The sequence below is a fragment of the Nostoc sp. C96 genome (assembly GCF_059384975.1).
Genome location: NZ_CM182020.1, coordinates 5,150,087 through 5,165,654 on the forward strand (window position 1 = coordinate 5,150,087; position 15,568 = coordinate 5,165,654).

Below are 15,568 nucleotides of genomic sequence, written 5' to 3' on the forward strand. Positions count from 1 at the left end.
ACTATCAAAGCTCACAAATACTAAAATTCCCAAATTCAAAACCAAAGTAACAATTAATATATTTAAATTTTGGTAAAGCTTATTAATTTACTTAAATAAAAGTAAATTTTTCTCAATTTAATTCGATGGCAGTCATATCTTACAGAATGTAGGTTAAACTAGTTTTTTTAACGTTGTAATCTGTAGATGCGCTGCCAAAGTAAACTAGCACCAGCCCTATCTCCCTGCTGTTCTTTGAGTAATGCTAAATGAGTCAATGCTGCTTCATGATTAGGTTGTAGATAAATTGCTTTCCGAAAAGATTGTATAGCCTGCTCATTCTGCCCCATTGCTTGCTGCACTTCACCCAGCAGAACATAAGCCTCAGCATTCATTTGATTTTGATTGAGGTAGTCGTTGCATAGTTTTACTGCATCCTCTAAGCGTCCTTGATTAGCCGCAGTTTTAGCTATGTCTAATAAGTTGGTGTTGAAATTGTTTGCTTTTATTGGTGTCTGGTAAGAAATTTCTGCCTTATTCTTGATAGGAATTTCTGTAGAGGTTTGGGTTGGTAACTGAGAACGAATTGTTGATTGATAATTAGTATAATTGCCCTGAGCAAAATTTTGCGGGTTAATTAACTTTTGATAGGCGATCGCCGAAAAATGCCGCACAGATACCAACTGAGTTTTCATCAGTAATGCAGCTTCAGCAGAGGCAACAAATAATAATCCGCCTGCAACTATTAACCTTTCTAAAATGTGAAGTGTTTGTTCTTTAGTCTGGTAATCAAAGTAAATTAATAAGTTACGACAAAAAACTACATCATAAACCTGTGTATTAACTAAAAAATGCGGATCTGCTAAATTGTCGTTGATAAAATTGACTGACTTTTTGACTGATTCTTGCAGATAATATTCTGAATTTATAGATTGAAAATAGCGCTCCTGAAACTCAAAATTACTACCACGAAAGGAGTATTTATCGTAAATTGCTTTTTGGGCTTTTAACAAGCATTTTTGGCTAATATCAACAGCATCTATACGAAATTGAGCAGATGTTAATCCGGCTTCTAAGAGAGCGATCGCAATTGAATATGGTTCTTCACCTGTGGCGCAAGGTACACTCAAAACTCGCAAAACTTTTTGGGAGTTTTGTGGCAACCATTCTGATAATACATAACTTTTGAGCAACGCAAATGATTCCGGCTCCCGAAAAAACCAAGTTTCTGGTATAATCACGCTATCAATTAGTGCTTGCCATTCTTGCGGAGAATCTTGCAAATAGCCTAAATAGCTGGACATCTGCGATATACCACAATTTACCATTCTTTGATAAATAACACTAGCGATCGCACGAGAACCAATTGAGTTAACATCTAAACCAATTTTGCTTTTTAGTAAAGCTTCGATGACAGATTGCGCCATTATTCCTGTCTTTCAACTAATCTAAATAGCTGTGTTTAAAAGATTTTCTGATAGGATATTTATTTGCTCGGTTTCAGATAACAAGTCTTCAATTTGAAGACAATGAATCATCCCTTGTTTATCTAAGAGCATCTTGCCTAAGTATGGCGCTGCATCTATCTGAATGTGAGAATCAACCAACTCACTTTCCGATTTGTGCAATGTTTCTACAACCTGTTCTGCCATCAAACCTAAAATATGTTGAGTATGATTACCTCTGCAATATTTAACTAAGATAATTCGCGTACTCAAGTTATCATTACAAGGTTTACTCTGCATCAATTGACATAAATTTAGGACTGGTACAATGCGACCACGGTAGTTAAATACACCAGCTATGTGTTCTGGTGTGTGTGGCAAAGTTTTGAGTAAAACCATTGGTATAACTTCGATAACCTCTTGAGAGGCGATCGCATATCGTTCATTACCAATTTTGAAAAGTAACATGAGCATAAATATATTTCCTGATGTTACTTACTCAAGTTACCCATTTTATTCACTAAACGAACTTAATTTTGATATTTACCCATCCGCACATTAAGAAAAGAAAATGGTTTCGTCGCGGGGTTGTTCACCACCGATGCGTTCAATTTTATCAAAACAGCAAGCGCAGAGAAAGTAAAAGCGAATGCTGTCGGTGTCTGGTTTAATTAGTTTGTGCAAGCGCGATCGCAATTTGGCATACTGAGTCTCGGTAAGTTGGCACTCAAAGACGCTATATTGCACCCACTGTCCATAAGATTTCAAAATTTTATGGATTTTGGTGCGACGTTTGTCTTCTGGGACATCATAAGATACAACGACTTTCTTTTTTAATTGGTCTTTCACTCAAACTTCCCCCTGTCAACTATTTCAAAACCAATGGTGGATATTTCTCTGTTTCACCCATGAGATATTTCGCTAATAACCGCGCTTGGAGTTCAAAGGCTTCTTGATAAGTGCATTTGCGCCCCATGACGGGATGTTTAAATTCAGTTTGTTTTTTCTGTTGATATAAGGTCAAGAATTTTTTTCGTCCTTCAGGTGTGAGGGAAACTGCACCGCTTAAGGGTTCGGTGATAAAATCTGCGGGTGTTAGCAGTTGCTTATTTAAGGTAGATAACACTACTGCATCGACAATTAGGGGGCGAAATTCTTCCATCAAGTCTAATGCTAGAGAAGGTCTACCATAGCGATCGCAATGCAGATATCCTAAATATGGATCAAAGCCTACTATATTAATCGCCCCTTGGACATCATGGCGCAATAATGAGTAACCAAAACTGAGTAAAGAATTTACCGGATCTTTTGGTGGACGGCGCAGGCGGTGAGAAAATTGAAATTCTGCATTTTTAATTAGCTGGTTAAAGCAACCAAAATAAGCTGCACTACCAGCACCTTCTAAACCGCGTAATGAGTTGATGTTGTGAGTTGTGTCAATGGGTGCGATCGCTTGTTCTAATTGTGTAATCTTCTTAGATAAATCTATATCTGAACATTCACGTTGGCGACGAGTCAGGAGGTTACGGTAATTTTTCAATTTACCACGTACAAACCCTTGGACTACATGAATTGCTTGGGGTGATTCTCCGGCGGCTTGCCATTGGGCTTTGCGGACAAATATGTTTTTGGTAACTTCTGGTTCTATGCGTCCTAAATAACGACCATTTTCTGTTAGGAATGTTAGGGGAATGTTGCGTTCTAGCAGTTCGGAAATAACGGCGGGCGAAACGGTAGCGCGTCCTAAAACTACTACACCTTCTATTTTGATTAGTGGGACATCTAAAATTATCTTTTTCTCGAATTTGACGCTGAGGCGTTCATCAATTTTGCCAATGAAGGCATCTTCTTGGGAAATGTAAACTGTACCCATGATTGTTTCCTTATTAGAGTAAAAGAGAGTTTTTTAACGCAGAGTGGCGCGGAGGGTAGCGCAGAGTTTCGCGGAGGGTTTAGCTTGCTTCTTGGTAGCGTTTTACTTTATCGGCTGATTGAGGGAGACATTGAGGAGATAGGCTGCATCCATCACAGCGTTTTGTTTTGATGGCTTTGGGCATTGCGCCTGTAAATAATAGCATTTGGACGGCTTCAATTGTTGCGATCGCACTCTGTCTTAATTCTTCATTAATTTCTACTAGTTGGCGTTGATGTGAATGGGCATAATAAATATAGCCAGTGTTGATAGTTTTGCCTGTCATTTCTTCTAAACACAAGGCTTGAGCGCAGACTTGCAATTCATCATTATCCCATTCACCTTTGCGTCCGCGTTTGTATTCAATGGGATAGCATTCACCGTTTTCTAATTCAATTAAATCTGCTTTGCCGATAAGTTTGTACTGGTCTGATTTCAACCAAATTGCGCGGATTTGCCAAGTTTCATCACGCTGTCCTTCGCCTATAGTATGGACGCGATCGTGTAAAGTTGTGCCTTCAATTGTGTATTGGTTATCAATAAATTCGCCAGCACAAAACATCCGCCAGCAACGATGTGAACAGTAAGCATATTGGTTTAATGCTGCGATCGGAACATATTCGATATCGTTCATAATTTTATGATTGAGTAAGTTGTGGATATGATTTATTCACGCAAAGATGCAGAGAGAAAAATTTATCTCTAGTAAGTCTATAAGAGTATTTATTACTCTAATCTCTAGTCCCTAGCCTCTAGCTCCTAGCCTCTCTTCAAATTCGACGCATCATACCTAAGCCCATCGTTGTTTTTCGTCCAACACCTGCATATAAAGCAAAGTTAGCTAAGGTGTTAAGTTGCTTAATTTGGACGGATTCGGCTTCACCTAATATTCGATAATTAACTTCGCCAATAATGCCGATAAATTTACTGCGAGAGTCGGCTAATATTTCTGTGTGGATGTTAACAAAAGAAGGGAATATTGACTCAAGGGAAATTTGAGAAAATTCTATCCCGCTATATTTATTCCACCGCGAAAGTAGGGAATTGAAAACACATTCTCTGGTGGGAAGGGTGGTATCATATTGTCCTTGGCGGAAGGCGGTGGGTGTGGCGAAGGTGAAGTTAAGTGAGCGTTCAGTTTCACTAGCTTCCTCATACAATTGAGTGTAGGAGCAAGCATTTGCCCAAGGTTGCGTTGATTGGGGTGTTCCTTGAATGCTGGTAATATACAAGTCAGCCGGGCCAAGATGCCAAGGGTGATTAGGATTGAGATTTAGCCATAGTTGCGTTAGTTGACTAAACAGGGTGTCATCTAATAAGGAAATGCGCCACCAACAATGTGTTCCGGCGGGGATTGGTTGTTGATGTTCCCAGCGCAGTTTAGATCCTCCCTTACCCCCCTTCAAAAGGGGGGAGTTAGTGCTACTAATTTGTAGGGGGGAGAGGGTGAAGGCTTTGTCTGCGGTAGAATCATGTAAGCGATCGCCTAATTCTCGATCTACAGAACTGACAAGAGTTAAAAATAAAGCGTGTAAATGTCTACCTGTGAGATACTGCTGTGGAATTGGTGACTGAGGAAGCAAGTTAAGAACTAGGCTGTGCGGCATACTTTTTTTTCTTTGTGGTAGACTGAGCAACTCTAGATTCGATGGTAAACTCTGGTATTTCTACGAGTTCAGCATCGCTTAAAGTATACTGTTCGCAAACTAAACTCAGGCGGCTTCCTGGGGTTTTCACAGCGTTGACAGAATGAGTTAAGTCGCCTTGAAAGTAGAGTAAGGTATTCATCTGCGGCTTAATTTGGCCTAGTTGGCGTTTCTGAGATTTGAGTACTAGTTCACCGCCTTCCATATTTTCTGGTACGCGCACATAGAGAACGCTGACAAAGGTAGGCGGTTCAACGGTTTTGCAGTAGGAACGCAGAGAACGATCTATATGGGGATCGACGCGAGAACCTTCTTTGAGGAGTAAGGGGTTGAGGTAAAAAGCGTTACAGTTGGGTTGGAGAGCTAAATCTAAGTATGGTTTGAAGTAGGGGAATTTTTGCTCTACTGTGGAGATGTGCGATCGCCTGAATACCACAGAAAATCCCTTAGTACCGACAAAATCGCGGTTGAGGTTGTTGACAGCAAAGTAAGGACAAGCGTGAATTTCTCCCCACAAGTTATTGAGGTAGTCGCTGGGGAAGGCGTTGGGTTGTTGCTGATAGTGTTTCACGAGTGGGGAGCGTTGCGGGAATAATTAACTACGAAAATGATATGCCATCTGAGCCGGAAGTTTGATGTCTTTCAACTCTCTAAATTGATAGTATTGCCCTCGCATTTGCACATTTTGAATTAGACTAACAGGAGGCATATTCACCACATCATAGCTAATCACTTGATTAGTAAACATCACATCTAAAGGATTTAGAGGATATTTGCAGGTGAATAAACCTTCAAGAATTTGAGGTTGAGGTAATGGTTCAATTGTCACCTCAGCCTTACTCATCCATTTACCTAGACGAATCCATTTTGGTAATTTAAGTTCTTTTTGGGAGATAACAAAAAACTCAAATATACTTTCCGGTGCAATTTCCTTAGCTCTACCAAAACTAGGGATATTTTTCTGCGTTTTCTCCATCTCTACATGATAGTTATTATTCGCATACTTCCAAGTATTGAGAATGGCAGAATGAGTGATTGCACGCGCCGGAGTAACATAAATACCCTGTTGATTAAGCGGCGTTAAATGCTCCTCATATTTTGGTACTTGTTCTGGACAAAAATAGCGATAGGAATGTTCTTCTGCAACAGTTGTAGAGTAGACTTCGCTATCAACTAAACCCAGCGCATAGCAGAGAGCATAATTGTGAATTACTGGCTCAGTTTCGTAGAGTCTCCCAATTTCACGCGTCGCATAATATAAGCTGTCGTGGAGTTCTAATTTACAACGGTAAATTGACACCATTACTCTTTCCCCGCTTTAGCAGCAGTTTTCTTTTTGCTAATGTGCTTATTGGCGTAAGCCTTGGCTTCTGCATCAGCCTTTTGCAAAAGTTCTTTAATACCTTTTTCGCTACCTGTGAGAGTTTTAACTTCATTTAGCAAGGGTGCAAAAGTATCGCCAATAAAGTCAGTATGAACGATAAATTCGTCAGCCATTAATGTTTCAATTGCACTTTTAGCAGCAGTAATTACATCATCTTCATCCAAAGGTTCAGGCGGATTTAAAGTATTGTTAGCTTTCATTTGATCATATATTGCTTGAGTCCAACGCAAATTACTCGTAATTTCTCCGTCTGCGAATACAACACCAATTAATTCATTTCTCACGCGTCCTGTGCGGGTTGTTTGTGCGCCGTAATGACGAGTCCGTATGATGTTATTAAAAACGTAAAGAAAACCAGCTTCTGTAGGGTCTTTGAGAGTGACAATACTAGGGAAGAAAACTTGCGGTCTGATGTGGTCTTGTTGATTAATTCGGCTAGTAACTTCACCCGGTTTAGAACCATCTTCACCTTTAGAAGCCATTGTCCCATTTTCAAAAGGTGCATTAAGGGTAAATGTTTCGTGAGATTCATCAAATGGTGTGATAGAAAATGCTGTATCAACAACAACTTTTGATTTTTCGGAACCAGAATCACCAATAGCAAATCCATAAATAATACAATCAGGATTATCCATTGCAAAATTGACGTTATATTCGCATTCTTTAGCTGTCATTAAGCCATAGTTACGCAATAATTCTCGACCAACTAAACGCTCCGGTGTAGATTGCTTGCGTTTGAACATCGATAAACGGCTAATTGTAGTTTTGTCTTTTACTCCAGCCTTAACTCGTGCTTTATTCAATTCGCCATCTGTCTGAAATAGAGGATAAGATTCGGTGATGCGAATAGTCAAAAAGTGGACATATTTACCCATTGGTTTGTATGGAATTTCAGCTTGAAAGAATTTGGGTTCGACTGTTTTTAGCAATGCCATGATATATCTCCAATAATTGTTGATGTTTTTAAACAGAACTTGGGAAATTAATGATTACTCATTTTCATCATTTGATTCAGCAGGCTTGTCATCTCTAGCTGCATTTTCTTTGTCGTCTTCTAGACGATATAAAAATTCACAAGTATCTCGAATTAAGTTGAGTTGTCGTCCTGCTAAACGAGCGCGATCGCCTGCAAAAGATTTCTCAAATACCTCCTCTACAAAATATCTGGCAAAATCTAAAACTGCTTGCCGTTCTTCCTCCCGTTTACTCATCACCCAGCGTCCTTCAGCAGTGGAAGAATGAACGCGATCCATAAGTTTAAAAACTTCTGCTGCAACAGCCGCAACTAAGGTTTCTCCATGAAACACGCTTAATTCAGCTTTGAGTATAGTGTCGGCTGCAATATCAATTGGTTTTAACACAGCATTAGCTTTGGGATTATAACGCTTATTTGCCCTATAAAAACGGCGATAAAGTTCTGTTAATTTCTTCGGATGATTGAGACTTGATTCTTCTCCCACAATTATTTCCTCTTGGATAGGGTCAAATTTTGCATAAGGGTCAAAACAAGGATAAAAATGATAGGTATAAAGCCGAATTTTTTCAATTCTGGCTGTTTCTATTCCTTGGTTACGTACCCAACGATTGAGGTAAGAAAATACATACAAAGGACTGGTTTCAAAATCCTTGGCTAATTCCGTAAATCTTCCCCAGTTGGCATCGTAACCAGACTTTCCTTGTCGCGCATTCACATCTAAATGAATGGCGTAAGCGGCGGTAAGCACATTTAAAGGTGCGGGGTATTGAGTACCGTTTTCCTGCCAACCTTCAAGGATGTAGTCTAAACGGAAGCGATCGCGTCTCACCAATGCACGGAACGCATGAGGCGCACTATCAAGGAAAACGCTTTCCTCAAATTCAGCACCATCATTAAACGGTGGAATTGGCGACTCAGAAACCACAGTTTTAACATCTAAAATCATCGGAAAAGCAAATGCTAACCAACTAGGCATTATCCAAGATTCGGTATCGGTGCTGTCTCGTCCTGGCGGCAGTGCCATGAAGTAAAATGTTAAAGGTTGGTCTTCAGGATAAGAAAGCTTAAATGTGCGGTCTTTTTCTGGCTGTAAGTTTTCATCAATCAGGAAAGTATCAACGCTTTGGTATTTTTCTCGCTCCAAGTTCGCTTGTAAATCTTTACTGATAAAATGATTACGAATACTCGTATCAAAGCGAGTTTGAGCAATTCCTGTATAAGCTTTCTGTAAAAACTTATTGGTTTCTGGTGTGAAGTAATAAGTCGGATAAAAGTAGAGATAGCGATATTTGCCGTCTTCAAATTTTTTCCCTACTGCTTGGGTTTGATTCATCAAAATCTGCCGCAGCATCATTTCAATTGCTGCAATGCTTGAGATATTACGTTTAGCGTTTGAGCCTCCTAAATGTTGTTTGTTAGTATAAACTTGGGGAGTAAAAAGAACGGCTGACTCCATTTGTTCTGTTACTGTGTAGGCAGAGTGGGAAATTGAGCAAATGAGTTGTCGTCCACGGCTAGCTTTTTTCGCAGCGTTGTAATTAGCTAATTCTTTAAAAAATATTTCGGCTTGCTCATTAGCTGATTTTTGTTGCGTTTCTGTCGGCAGCATAATGACGCGATCGCACCAATCTCTTAAATCTTTCCATTCATCAGGCAGAGTGTATTGATTAATGATTGGTTCAATAATTTCTATCCAGTGATTAACCAGATTTTGACAAATTTCCCGAACTTCTTCTTGCCCTGGATGATGTTTCAGATATTGTGCTGCAATATAATACCAGTCATAAGCAATGCCTCCCGTATCTTTTAGTTGCTGAAGTGCGATAATTTTAGATTTATATTCAGATAAACCCAAAAAATCAACAGCTATCTCTGTCAGATTGACATTTGGAATTGGAGGCAGTTCTTTATTCTTTTTAATTACAGCTTTAACTCTATCAATATACTCTTTCCAAAATTTTCCAGTGATTAAAGCTCCTAATTCTGCCAAATGATCGATGCGAATATCTTCTGTAAAATCAATCTCGATATTCTTATCTAAAACACCTTTACGCTGAAATTGCGCTAAATTGTTACCCTTATCTGCTGCTTTGCTAGTTTTGACTTTGCTTGGTACTGCATCTACGGTAAACTGCATTAAACCTTTGATATCGAGGAAGAGATTGTAATAATCAGCATATTTCATCCCAATATTTCCCCGACTGAAGCCAACTTTTCTAAGTTGCAGTTGGTTAGCACAGAGTTTTTTGATGGTATTGATAACGCGATCACTTAATCCTTTTCTACTAATTGCTGGCGCATCTTTTCTAGCTAAATAGATTACTCCTGTGGGTAGATAAAGCAGTATTTCATAGTAGGTTTCATCCTCAGTATTCAGGCTAGTGTGTGCTTCCATCAAGGCATTATTAACTACATTAGTTAAAACACCTCTATTTTCAGCAATGCTATGATAAGTAAGTTTTAATTGTCCATCACTTAAAAAGTGGAGAACTTCTTTTAGTTTGGGGTGTTCTGCGTCTTGGGGATGTTTAACAATTGAGGCAAGAGAATCAGCCAACAAGGTTAAACCAGAGAGGCTACGCAGAGTGCGATCGCGCAATACTGGATTCAAGCCAAATTCCGAAAAATTCCAGTTAGTATCCCAGCGACTTTGTGCATTATAAGCCATGCACAATAAATCATCTATATACTCTCGATAACATTCTGGATTGTCTGGATTGATAAACTTATCTAACCCTAACTGACGAACTTTTTCCGCAATAATTTGACGATGTTCTGCTAACGGTAACTTGCGGCAATCATTCGGTACATCAGGGAACTTTTCAAAGTCATGTAAAATAAACCCAGAAATTACTAAACGCCGTTCTCTTTCTTTGACTACTCGCCGGACTGTTGTATCGAGTTGCTGTAAACGTCTCTCAATTAAGTTAGCAGGGAATAATCCATTGAGTAAATGTGTATTCAGTGATTGATCGGCTGCATTATCTCGCCTAACTTTGCTTTTTCCTTCTGCTTCTCGTTTTTTGTCAATTTCATCAAAGAATTTACCACCTTTTGCGGTTACACCAATTGCTATGCGTAACAAGTTGGGTAAAACATACTCGGCAAAATCCGCCATTACTGTATCTTCAGGATTTTGAGCCTGAATTGCTTCGCGTAGTAGCTTGAGTGTGAGTAATTCACCTTTAGTTTCGATAGTGCGGTCGCCATCACTATCAAATCCAAAATCACCCGATAACCAATCATTATCAGTCATTTCTTCTATCTCCAAGTTTTTAATCCACTTCTTCTAAAAGTTTTGCTACTTGTTCAGGATCAGGAAGTTGATTTTTTAAGTATTGAGGTAATGTAGAAAATACTTTATAAGTCGCTACACCAATTGGTTTATTTGATTCTCTCAGTGCATATTCAACAATGGTTTTGTTCTTAGATTTACAAAGAATAATTCCAATTGAGAGATTTTCATCTGGAAGTCGAGATAAATCATCCAATGCGGCTAAATAGAACTGCATTTTTCCTACATATTCAGGTAAAAATTCTCCAGTTTTTAACTCAACTGCAACTAAACATTTTAATTGACGGTGATAAAGCAACAAATCAATAAAAAATTCCTGCTCACCAATTTCTAAGCGATACTGACTACCAACAAACGTAAATCTGCCACCCATTTCTTGAAGGAATGGTTCAACTCTTGCCAAGATTGCTTGTTCTAGCTGCCGTTCAGTGTGTTCATCTGCCAATTCTAAAAAATCAAAAGTATATTCATCTTTAACAGCTAGTTTTAATTGGTTACGAATCTCTGCTGGAACATTCTGGTCAAAGTTAGTTTGATTTAGCAGAGTTTTTTCATAAGTTTGATTTTCAATTTGGTGAATCAAAACATTCTTTGTCCAGCCAAATTTGCGCGTCATCCTAATATAAAACTCGCGTTCTAAGCCATCTTTGCACTTCTCTAAAATGACTATATTGTGAGTCCATCCAATTTCTCGCACCATTGGTGCGAGTTTTTCATTTGTCGCGTAAGTTTCATAAAAAAGTCTCATTCGCCAGAGGTTAGCAGCAGAAAATCCGCTAATACCAGAAAACTCTGTCTGCAAGTCTTTTGCTAACTGTTCGACTACAGATTTACCCCAGCCTGCTTCTTGCTGACGACTAACAATCATCTGTCCAATATCCCAGTAAAGCGCAATCAGTTCTCTATTGACTGCCTTAAGTGCTTCATACTGGGCAGAACGAATGCGTTGTTTTACTTCCACTAGTAAATTTCTGTAATCGTCTGAAATTGGGTTATTCATAGCGGTAAATGTTCAACTTATTCATCACGAACTGAACGACGCGCATAGCCTAAACAGGCTTTTATATCTTCTCGTTCTAACCAGGGATAACCTTCTAACAAAGTTTCGATAGTGTCTCCCGCCGCCAGCATCCCTAAAATATGTTCAACCGCAAGGCGGCGACCACGAATAATTGGTTTCAAAAGTTTTTGTTCGTTGCTAATTTACCTGGATTGCCAGACTACTAGATTGTTTTATCTTGTGTACACTCGAAACAGCAATTCTATCTTCTAGGCAGAGATATGAATCAATGACCTTCCGATTACAAGTCGGGTGTACGCTGCAAACAGAATCTTAATCTAGTGGATAATGAAAATCTACGAGATTCTGTAAATTCTCATTTCGACAAACTTGGTGTCCGAAATTTGTCTCTAAAACACTGATGCGATTCTCAAGGTCAGCTAAATGATTAGCTTGAGTGGCATTTTGGAGTCTTACTGCTTCTATTGCGTCAACTAAATAGTGAAGTTCCCTAAGTACCGTGCGGATCAGGTGGAGGTCGGCATTCTGGTTCTGCATTTGAGATTGTTTCATTTGCATAGAATAAGGTACAGTATTTTACGTTCACAGTAATTAACCATAGAAGGTCTTTTACTGTAACTAAAACTTGTGTACTATAGTAGCAGTATAAGTCTAAGGTACTCAAATCCCTATCAGGGATTGAAACAATTCTCTGTGAACGTACTACTGTTCCTTGTTCTGCCTTAAGACTATGAATCATCAAAATCCCTATCAGGGATTTAAGCCGCAAGCAATCCATGTCTCATCTCCTTTGCTTTTGAACGTGTACGCTAACGTATCTAATAACAACGCAGAGTGACCAAAAGCGATCGCATACGGTGCGTTAGCATCATGAAAGCTGTACTGATCGCTAATTGGATAAATTTGAAAGTGCATCGGTAAACGTAGCCGCATCCGCACCTCCGCCACAGGACGGCGAATTACGTAAGAAACTAAACCTTGTTGTTTTAGTTTTTTATTAATTGCACCAATCCATTGATTGTCAGGTTGCCAAATTTCCACACCTTTTAAAACCTGAACTTTCCACGCATCAGCAATTGGCTGTAAGTCTCCAGAGTAGGTAAACTTCCAGTTCAGCCGTTCCTCTCGGTAGGAACGCAGTTTCATAAATGCTAGACAGTGATCAAATCGACCTTTGGCTATAGGTTGTCCGGTGCGTTGTGCAATTTCTTTGAGTGTCCGTATAAAAGCCGCTTCCGTCCACATTTCAATATCTAAATTGCCCAAAATGCCGGGTAAGTCGTAGGTTTTAAATCTATCTAACTCATTTTCTTCGGTTAAATCATATAAGCCACATTGCAAAGGACTCGAACCTCGAAAGCTTGCCGCATCTTCAGCAATGGGATTTCCTGATTTACCTGATAGTGCTTGCCAGTCTTTTGCCCATGCTGAAACACGTCCACCCACAGGTTTTAAACTAGTTTCAAACACATCCTCACAAGCTTTTTGAAACTTCTCGCGGCTTTGGGCGTACTGTTGTTGAATTGTGCGATCGCCTAATTTATAAAACAAGTAAAATGATTGCACTGCACCCCATCGACGATAGTAGCCGCGAAAGTCATTAATTTGTCGATATTTATCAGCAATTGTATTTTGTAGAAATGGGCGATCGTAAATTTCACCTATTTTTAAAGGTGGCGTTTCTCCTTGAAATAATCGCTCAACTAAAAAGTTAGGCACAAGTCCATAAGCGGTAAAACTATCAAACTTAATTACTTGTCCATCTTTCTCATAACCGTCGTGTCTGCCTAACCTTCCCAAGCGTTGAATAAAATTACCTGCATCGGAAGATTCAAAAATCAAGAAATTGATTTTAAAATCAACGCCTACATCAATTGTGCTAGTCCCCAAAACTAAATCAGCCGCAAGACTTCGCTCTTTTTCACTTTTACCTGATAGCCCCGTATTTTCTCCAACTTTTAAGCCATGAGGTTGTAAAATTTCTTGAAAGAACGGAGTTAATCGCTTGACTGCGGCAATTGAATTTAGAATAATTGCGCCTTTACTGCCTGGATGCTGCTGAAATTGTTCTAAAATTAAATTACTATTTTCTTTCAGCCAAGTTTCCGATGCTTTAAAACTCGGTTCTAAAGGAATAAAATTCAGAGAAATTTTTCGCGCTACTTGCCGCCATCCCTGCGATCGCAATTGCTCTTCTTGTTCTAAACTATCAGGAAATTGATATTTATTCTCGTCTCTCGGATTAATTTCTCGACAACGGAATCCAGCTTTTTTTAATCGCTCAATTAAATTACTATCTGGTGTAGCTGAAAGAAATAAAAATTTCTTGCGGCTGTTAGTACACTTAATTAACAACATTGTGTTAATCACACTGGCAATTTGAGGTGCAGCGAAAACATGAAATTCGTCAAAAATAAATAAGTCAAAATCTTTATCAATTTTGCCCCATAATTTATCAGGACTGTCACCATTAATTAGATAAGCCCCGCGATGTAAATAATGAAAAATATCAGGGTTGGTTAATAATGCTTCTCGTTGATTTGTTAAAGTTGCGATCGCAGCACTTTTTTTTAACCCTTCATTTTCTGCATAAATTTCTAAATCAGACCCACTTAATCGCACTACACGGGGTTTATCTCTAGGTTGAAATTCTGCAATATATCCTTGAATTTGTGTTTCTTGGTCACGCGCCAGTTCGTTAGTTGGGTAAAGTCCAATTGCAGAAAACTCCCCTTGAAGCACTTCTAAATAAGCCGCCAAGCTTTTACCATCACCTGTCATTGCGGTGTTAAAAACTACATCAATATTAGGGTCACGCAAAGCCTCTAATGTTGCTGCTTGATGCCAAGATAGTGACCAATCTTTTGGTAATTGCACTCCGTCAGTAGTGGGGACGGTTTGAGAATAAACGGGTTTGAGAGTAATTTTGTAACTTTCGGACATAAACTTAAATAGTGTCCGTAACTGGTTGTTAAAAACAATATTGGCACGCAGAATAAAAGTTGACAAGAGATTACAAGTATAAAGTGTACGGACAAATTTGATGAGTCGAAAAGGTCAATCTATTACACTGTCGATATCAGAACATGATAAAGCTGAGTTAGAAAACTTAGCTCTGGAATTCGGGATGAAATGGGGCGATCGCCCGAATATCTCCAAATTAATAGAAGCGATCGCTCGTCATCAATTAACTATTGGTAAAAATCACGACTGGTCAGAATCGCGTATCCGTGCGCTTGACCGAGCAATGCGAGTATTAGCAGACATCGGACAAAATGAGCAGGCGCAGATAATCGCACAATTATTACTCGAACGTAGCGAACTACCAATACCTCTGCGAACCGACATCGAAAGTTTTTTAGGAAACTTACCCCCGCAGTGGCGTTTAGAAATAGACCGTTACATCTTACGCCAGCAACCGTTTCAACTCAGTTATCAGGATGCGAGACAACAAGTATGGAATTTTACTGTACGTTACGCCAAAGTAATACCACACGAAAAGCGTCAATATCTTGACTGCTGGTGTGAGGAAACCCAAGGTAACTTTGATGTCGAAGAACTACAGCACAATTGGAGTTTGCGTTTAGATAGGATACAAGACGCTGCGGTTTTACCTGTTGGTGGCGAATGGCGTTTGGGGTTAGCAGAGATAGATGTAGAACTACATTTATTGGGTAATTTAGGCTTTGCATATCAACCCAAACCAGAAGACAAAACAAATGAATGGCTACCAGATACACGAAAAGTGCGGCGAGTTGTGAGGCGTGTCTCTAGTACCTTTTGGTTTATTCGAGAAGTTATGCAATATGCACCAGATTGTGTGATTGTAGCACCGGAGAATGTGCGATCGCTCATCAAAGAAAAACTAAAAATTCTATGCCAACATTATGATTTAAACGTGAATTCCTGA

At 39.2% G+C, this 15,568-nt stretch carries 15 protein-coding genes; 1 reads left to right on the plus strand and 14 read right to left on the minus strand.

The window, feature by feature from the left end:
* Positions 1-167: 167 nt before the first annotated feature.
* The 14 genes from AC504W_RS22015 to cas3 form a co-directional block, all read right to left on the minus strand.
* Positions 168-1,406 (minus strand): CheR family methyltransferase, encoded by a 1,239-nt coding sequence (locus AC504W_RS22015; protein ID WP_494874342.1) that lies wholly within the window; start codon positions 1,404-1,406, stop codon positions 168-170.
* Positions 1,407-1,427: 21 nt separating this feature from the next.
* Positions 1,428-1,898, minus strand: coding sequence for a chemotaxis protein CheW (locus AC504W_RS22020; protein WP_494874343.1), 471 nt, complete (start codon positions 1,896-1,898; stop codon positions 1,428-1,430).
* Positions 1,899-1,982: 84 nt separating this feature from the next.
* Positions 1,983-2,273 carry a CRISPR-associated endonuclease Cas2 gene (gene cas2 / locus AC504W_RS22025; protein ID WP_494874344.1) on the minus strand — a complete coding sequence of 97 codons (291 nt, stop codon included), beginning with the start codon at positions 2,271-2,273 and terminating at the stop codon, positions 1,983-1,985.
* 19 nt (positions 2,274-2,292) lie between these two features.
* Positions 2,293-3,297, minus strand: coding sequence for a type I-D CRISPR-associated endonuclease Cas1d (gene cas1d / locus AC504W_RS22030; protein WP_494874345.1), 1,005 nt, complete (start codon positions 3,295-3,297; stop codon positions 2,293-2,295).
* Positions 3,298-3,376: 79 nt separating this feature from the next.
* Positions 3,377-3,970: a CRISPR-associated protein Cas4 gene (gene cas4 / locus AC504W_RS22035; RefSeq protein ID WP_494874346.1), complete on the minus strand. Its 594-nt coding sequence runs from the start codon at positions 3,968-3,970 to the stop codon at positions 3,377-3,379.
* A gap of 136 nt (positions 3,971-4,106) precedes the next feature.
* A complete protein-coding gene (cas6, locus tag AC504W_RS22040) occupies positions 4,107-4,943 on the minus strand; it encodes a CRISPR-associated endoribonuclease Cas6 (protein WP_494874347.1) in 837 nt (278 codons plus the stop codon).
* Positions 4,921-5,553, minus strand: a complete 633-nt coding sequence (locus AC504W_RS22045; RefSeq protein WP_494874348.1) for a 2OG-Fe(II) oxygenase — start codon at positions 5,551-5,553, stop codon at positions 4,921-4,923. The genes cas6 and AC504W_RS22045 overlap by 23 nt, the downstream gene beginning before the upstream one ends.
* A 24-nt stretch (positions 5,554-5,577) precedes the next feature.
* Positions 5,578-6,285, minus strand: a complete 708-nt coding sequence (cas5d, locus tag AC504W_RS22050; protein ID WP_494874349.1) for a type I-D CRISPR-associated protein Cas5/Csc1 — start codon at positions 6,283-6,285, stop codon at positions 5,578-5,580.
* Positions 6,285-7,301, minus strand: a complete 1,017-nt coding sequence (cas7d, locus tag AC504W_RS22055) for a type I-D CRISPR-associated protein Cas7/Csc2 (protein WP_494874350.1) — start codon at positions 7,299-7,301, stop codon at positions 6,285-6,287. The genes cas5d and cas7d overlap by 1 nt, the downstream gene beginning before the upstream one ends.
* Positions 7,302-7,355: 54 nt before the next feature.
* Positions 7,356-10,598, minus strand: a complete 3,243-nt coding sequence (gene cas10d, locus AC504W_RS22060; protein ID WP_494874351.1) for a type I-D CRISPR-associated protein Cas10d/Csc3 — start codon at positions 10,596-10,598, stop codon at positions 7,356-7,358.
* 19 nt (positions 10,599-10,617) lie between these two features.
* Positions 10,618-11,637, minus strand: coding sequence for a PDDEXK nuclease domain-containing protein (locus AC504W_RS22065; RefSeq protein WP_494874352.1), 1,020 nt, complete (start codon positions 11,635-11,637; stop codon positions 10,618-10,620).
* 17 nt (positions 11,638-11,654) lie between these two features.
* The gene (locus AC504W_RS22070) at positions 11,655-11,819 is read right to left on the minus strand and encodes a DUF433 domain-containing protein (protein WP_494874353.1); all 165 of its coding nucleotides are present in this window, start codon (positions 11,817-11,819) and stop codon (positions 11,655-11,657) included.
* Between the two features lie 151 nt (positions 11,820-11,970).
* Positions 11,971-12,195, minus strand: a complete 225-nt coding sequence (locus tag AC504W_RS22075) for a hypothetical protein (protein ID WP_494879415.1) — start codon at positions 12,193-12,195, stop codon at positions 11,971-11,973.
* Positions 12,196-12,408: 213 nt separating this feature from the next.
* On the minus strand, positions 12,409-14,601 hold the full coding sequence (cas3, locus tag AC504W_RS22080; RefSeq protein ID WP_494874356.1) for a type I-D CRISPR-associated helicase Cas3': 2,193 nt from the start codon (positions 14,599-14,601) through the stop codon (positions 12,409-12,411).
* 100 nt (positions 14,602-14,701) lie between these two features.
* On the opposite strand from cas3, the gene AC504W_RS22085 reads away from it, so the two are divergent.
* Entirely contained in the window at positions 14,702-15,568 is an 867-nt protein-coding gene (locus AC504W_RS22085) for a helix-turn-helix transcriptional regulator (protein ID WP_494874357.1), read from the plus strand.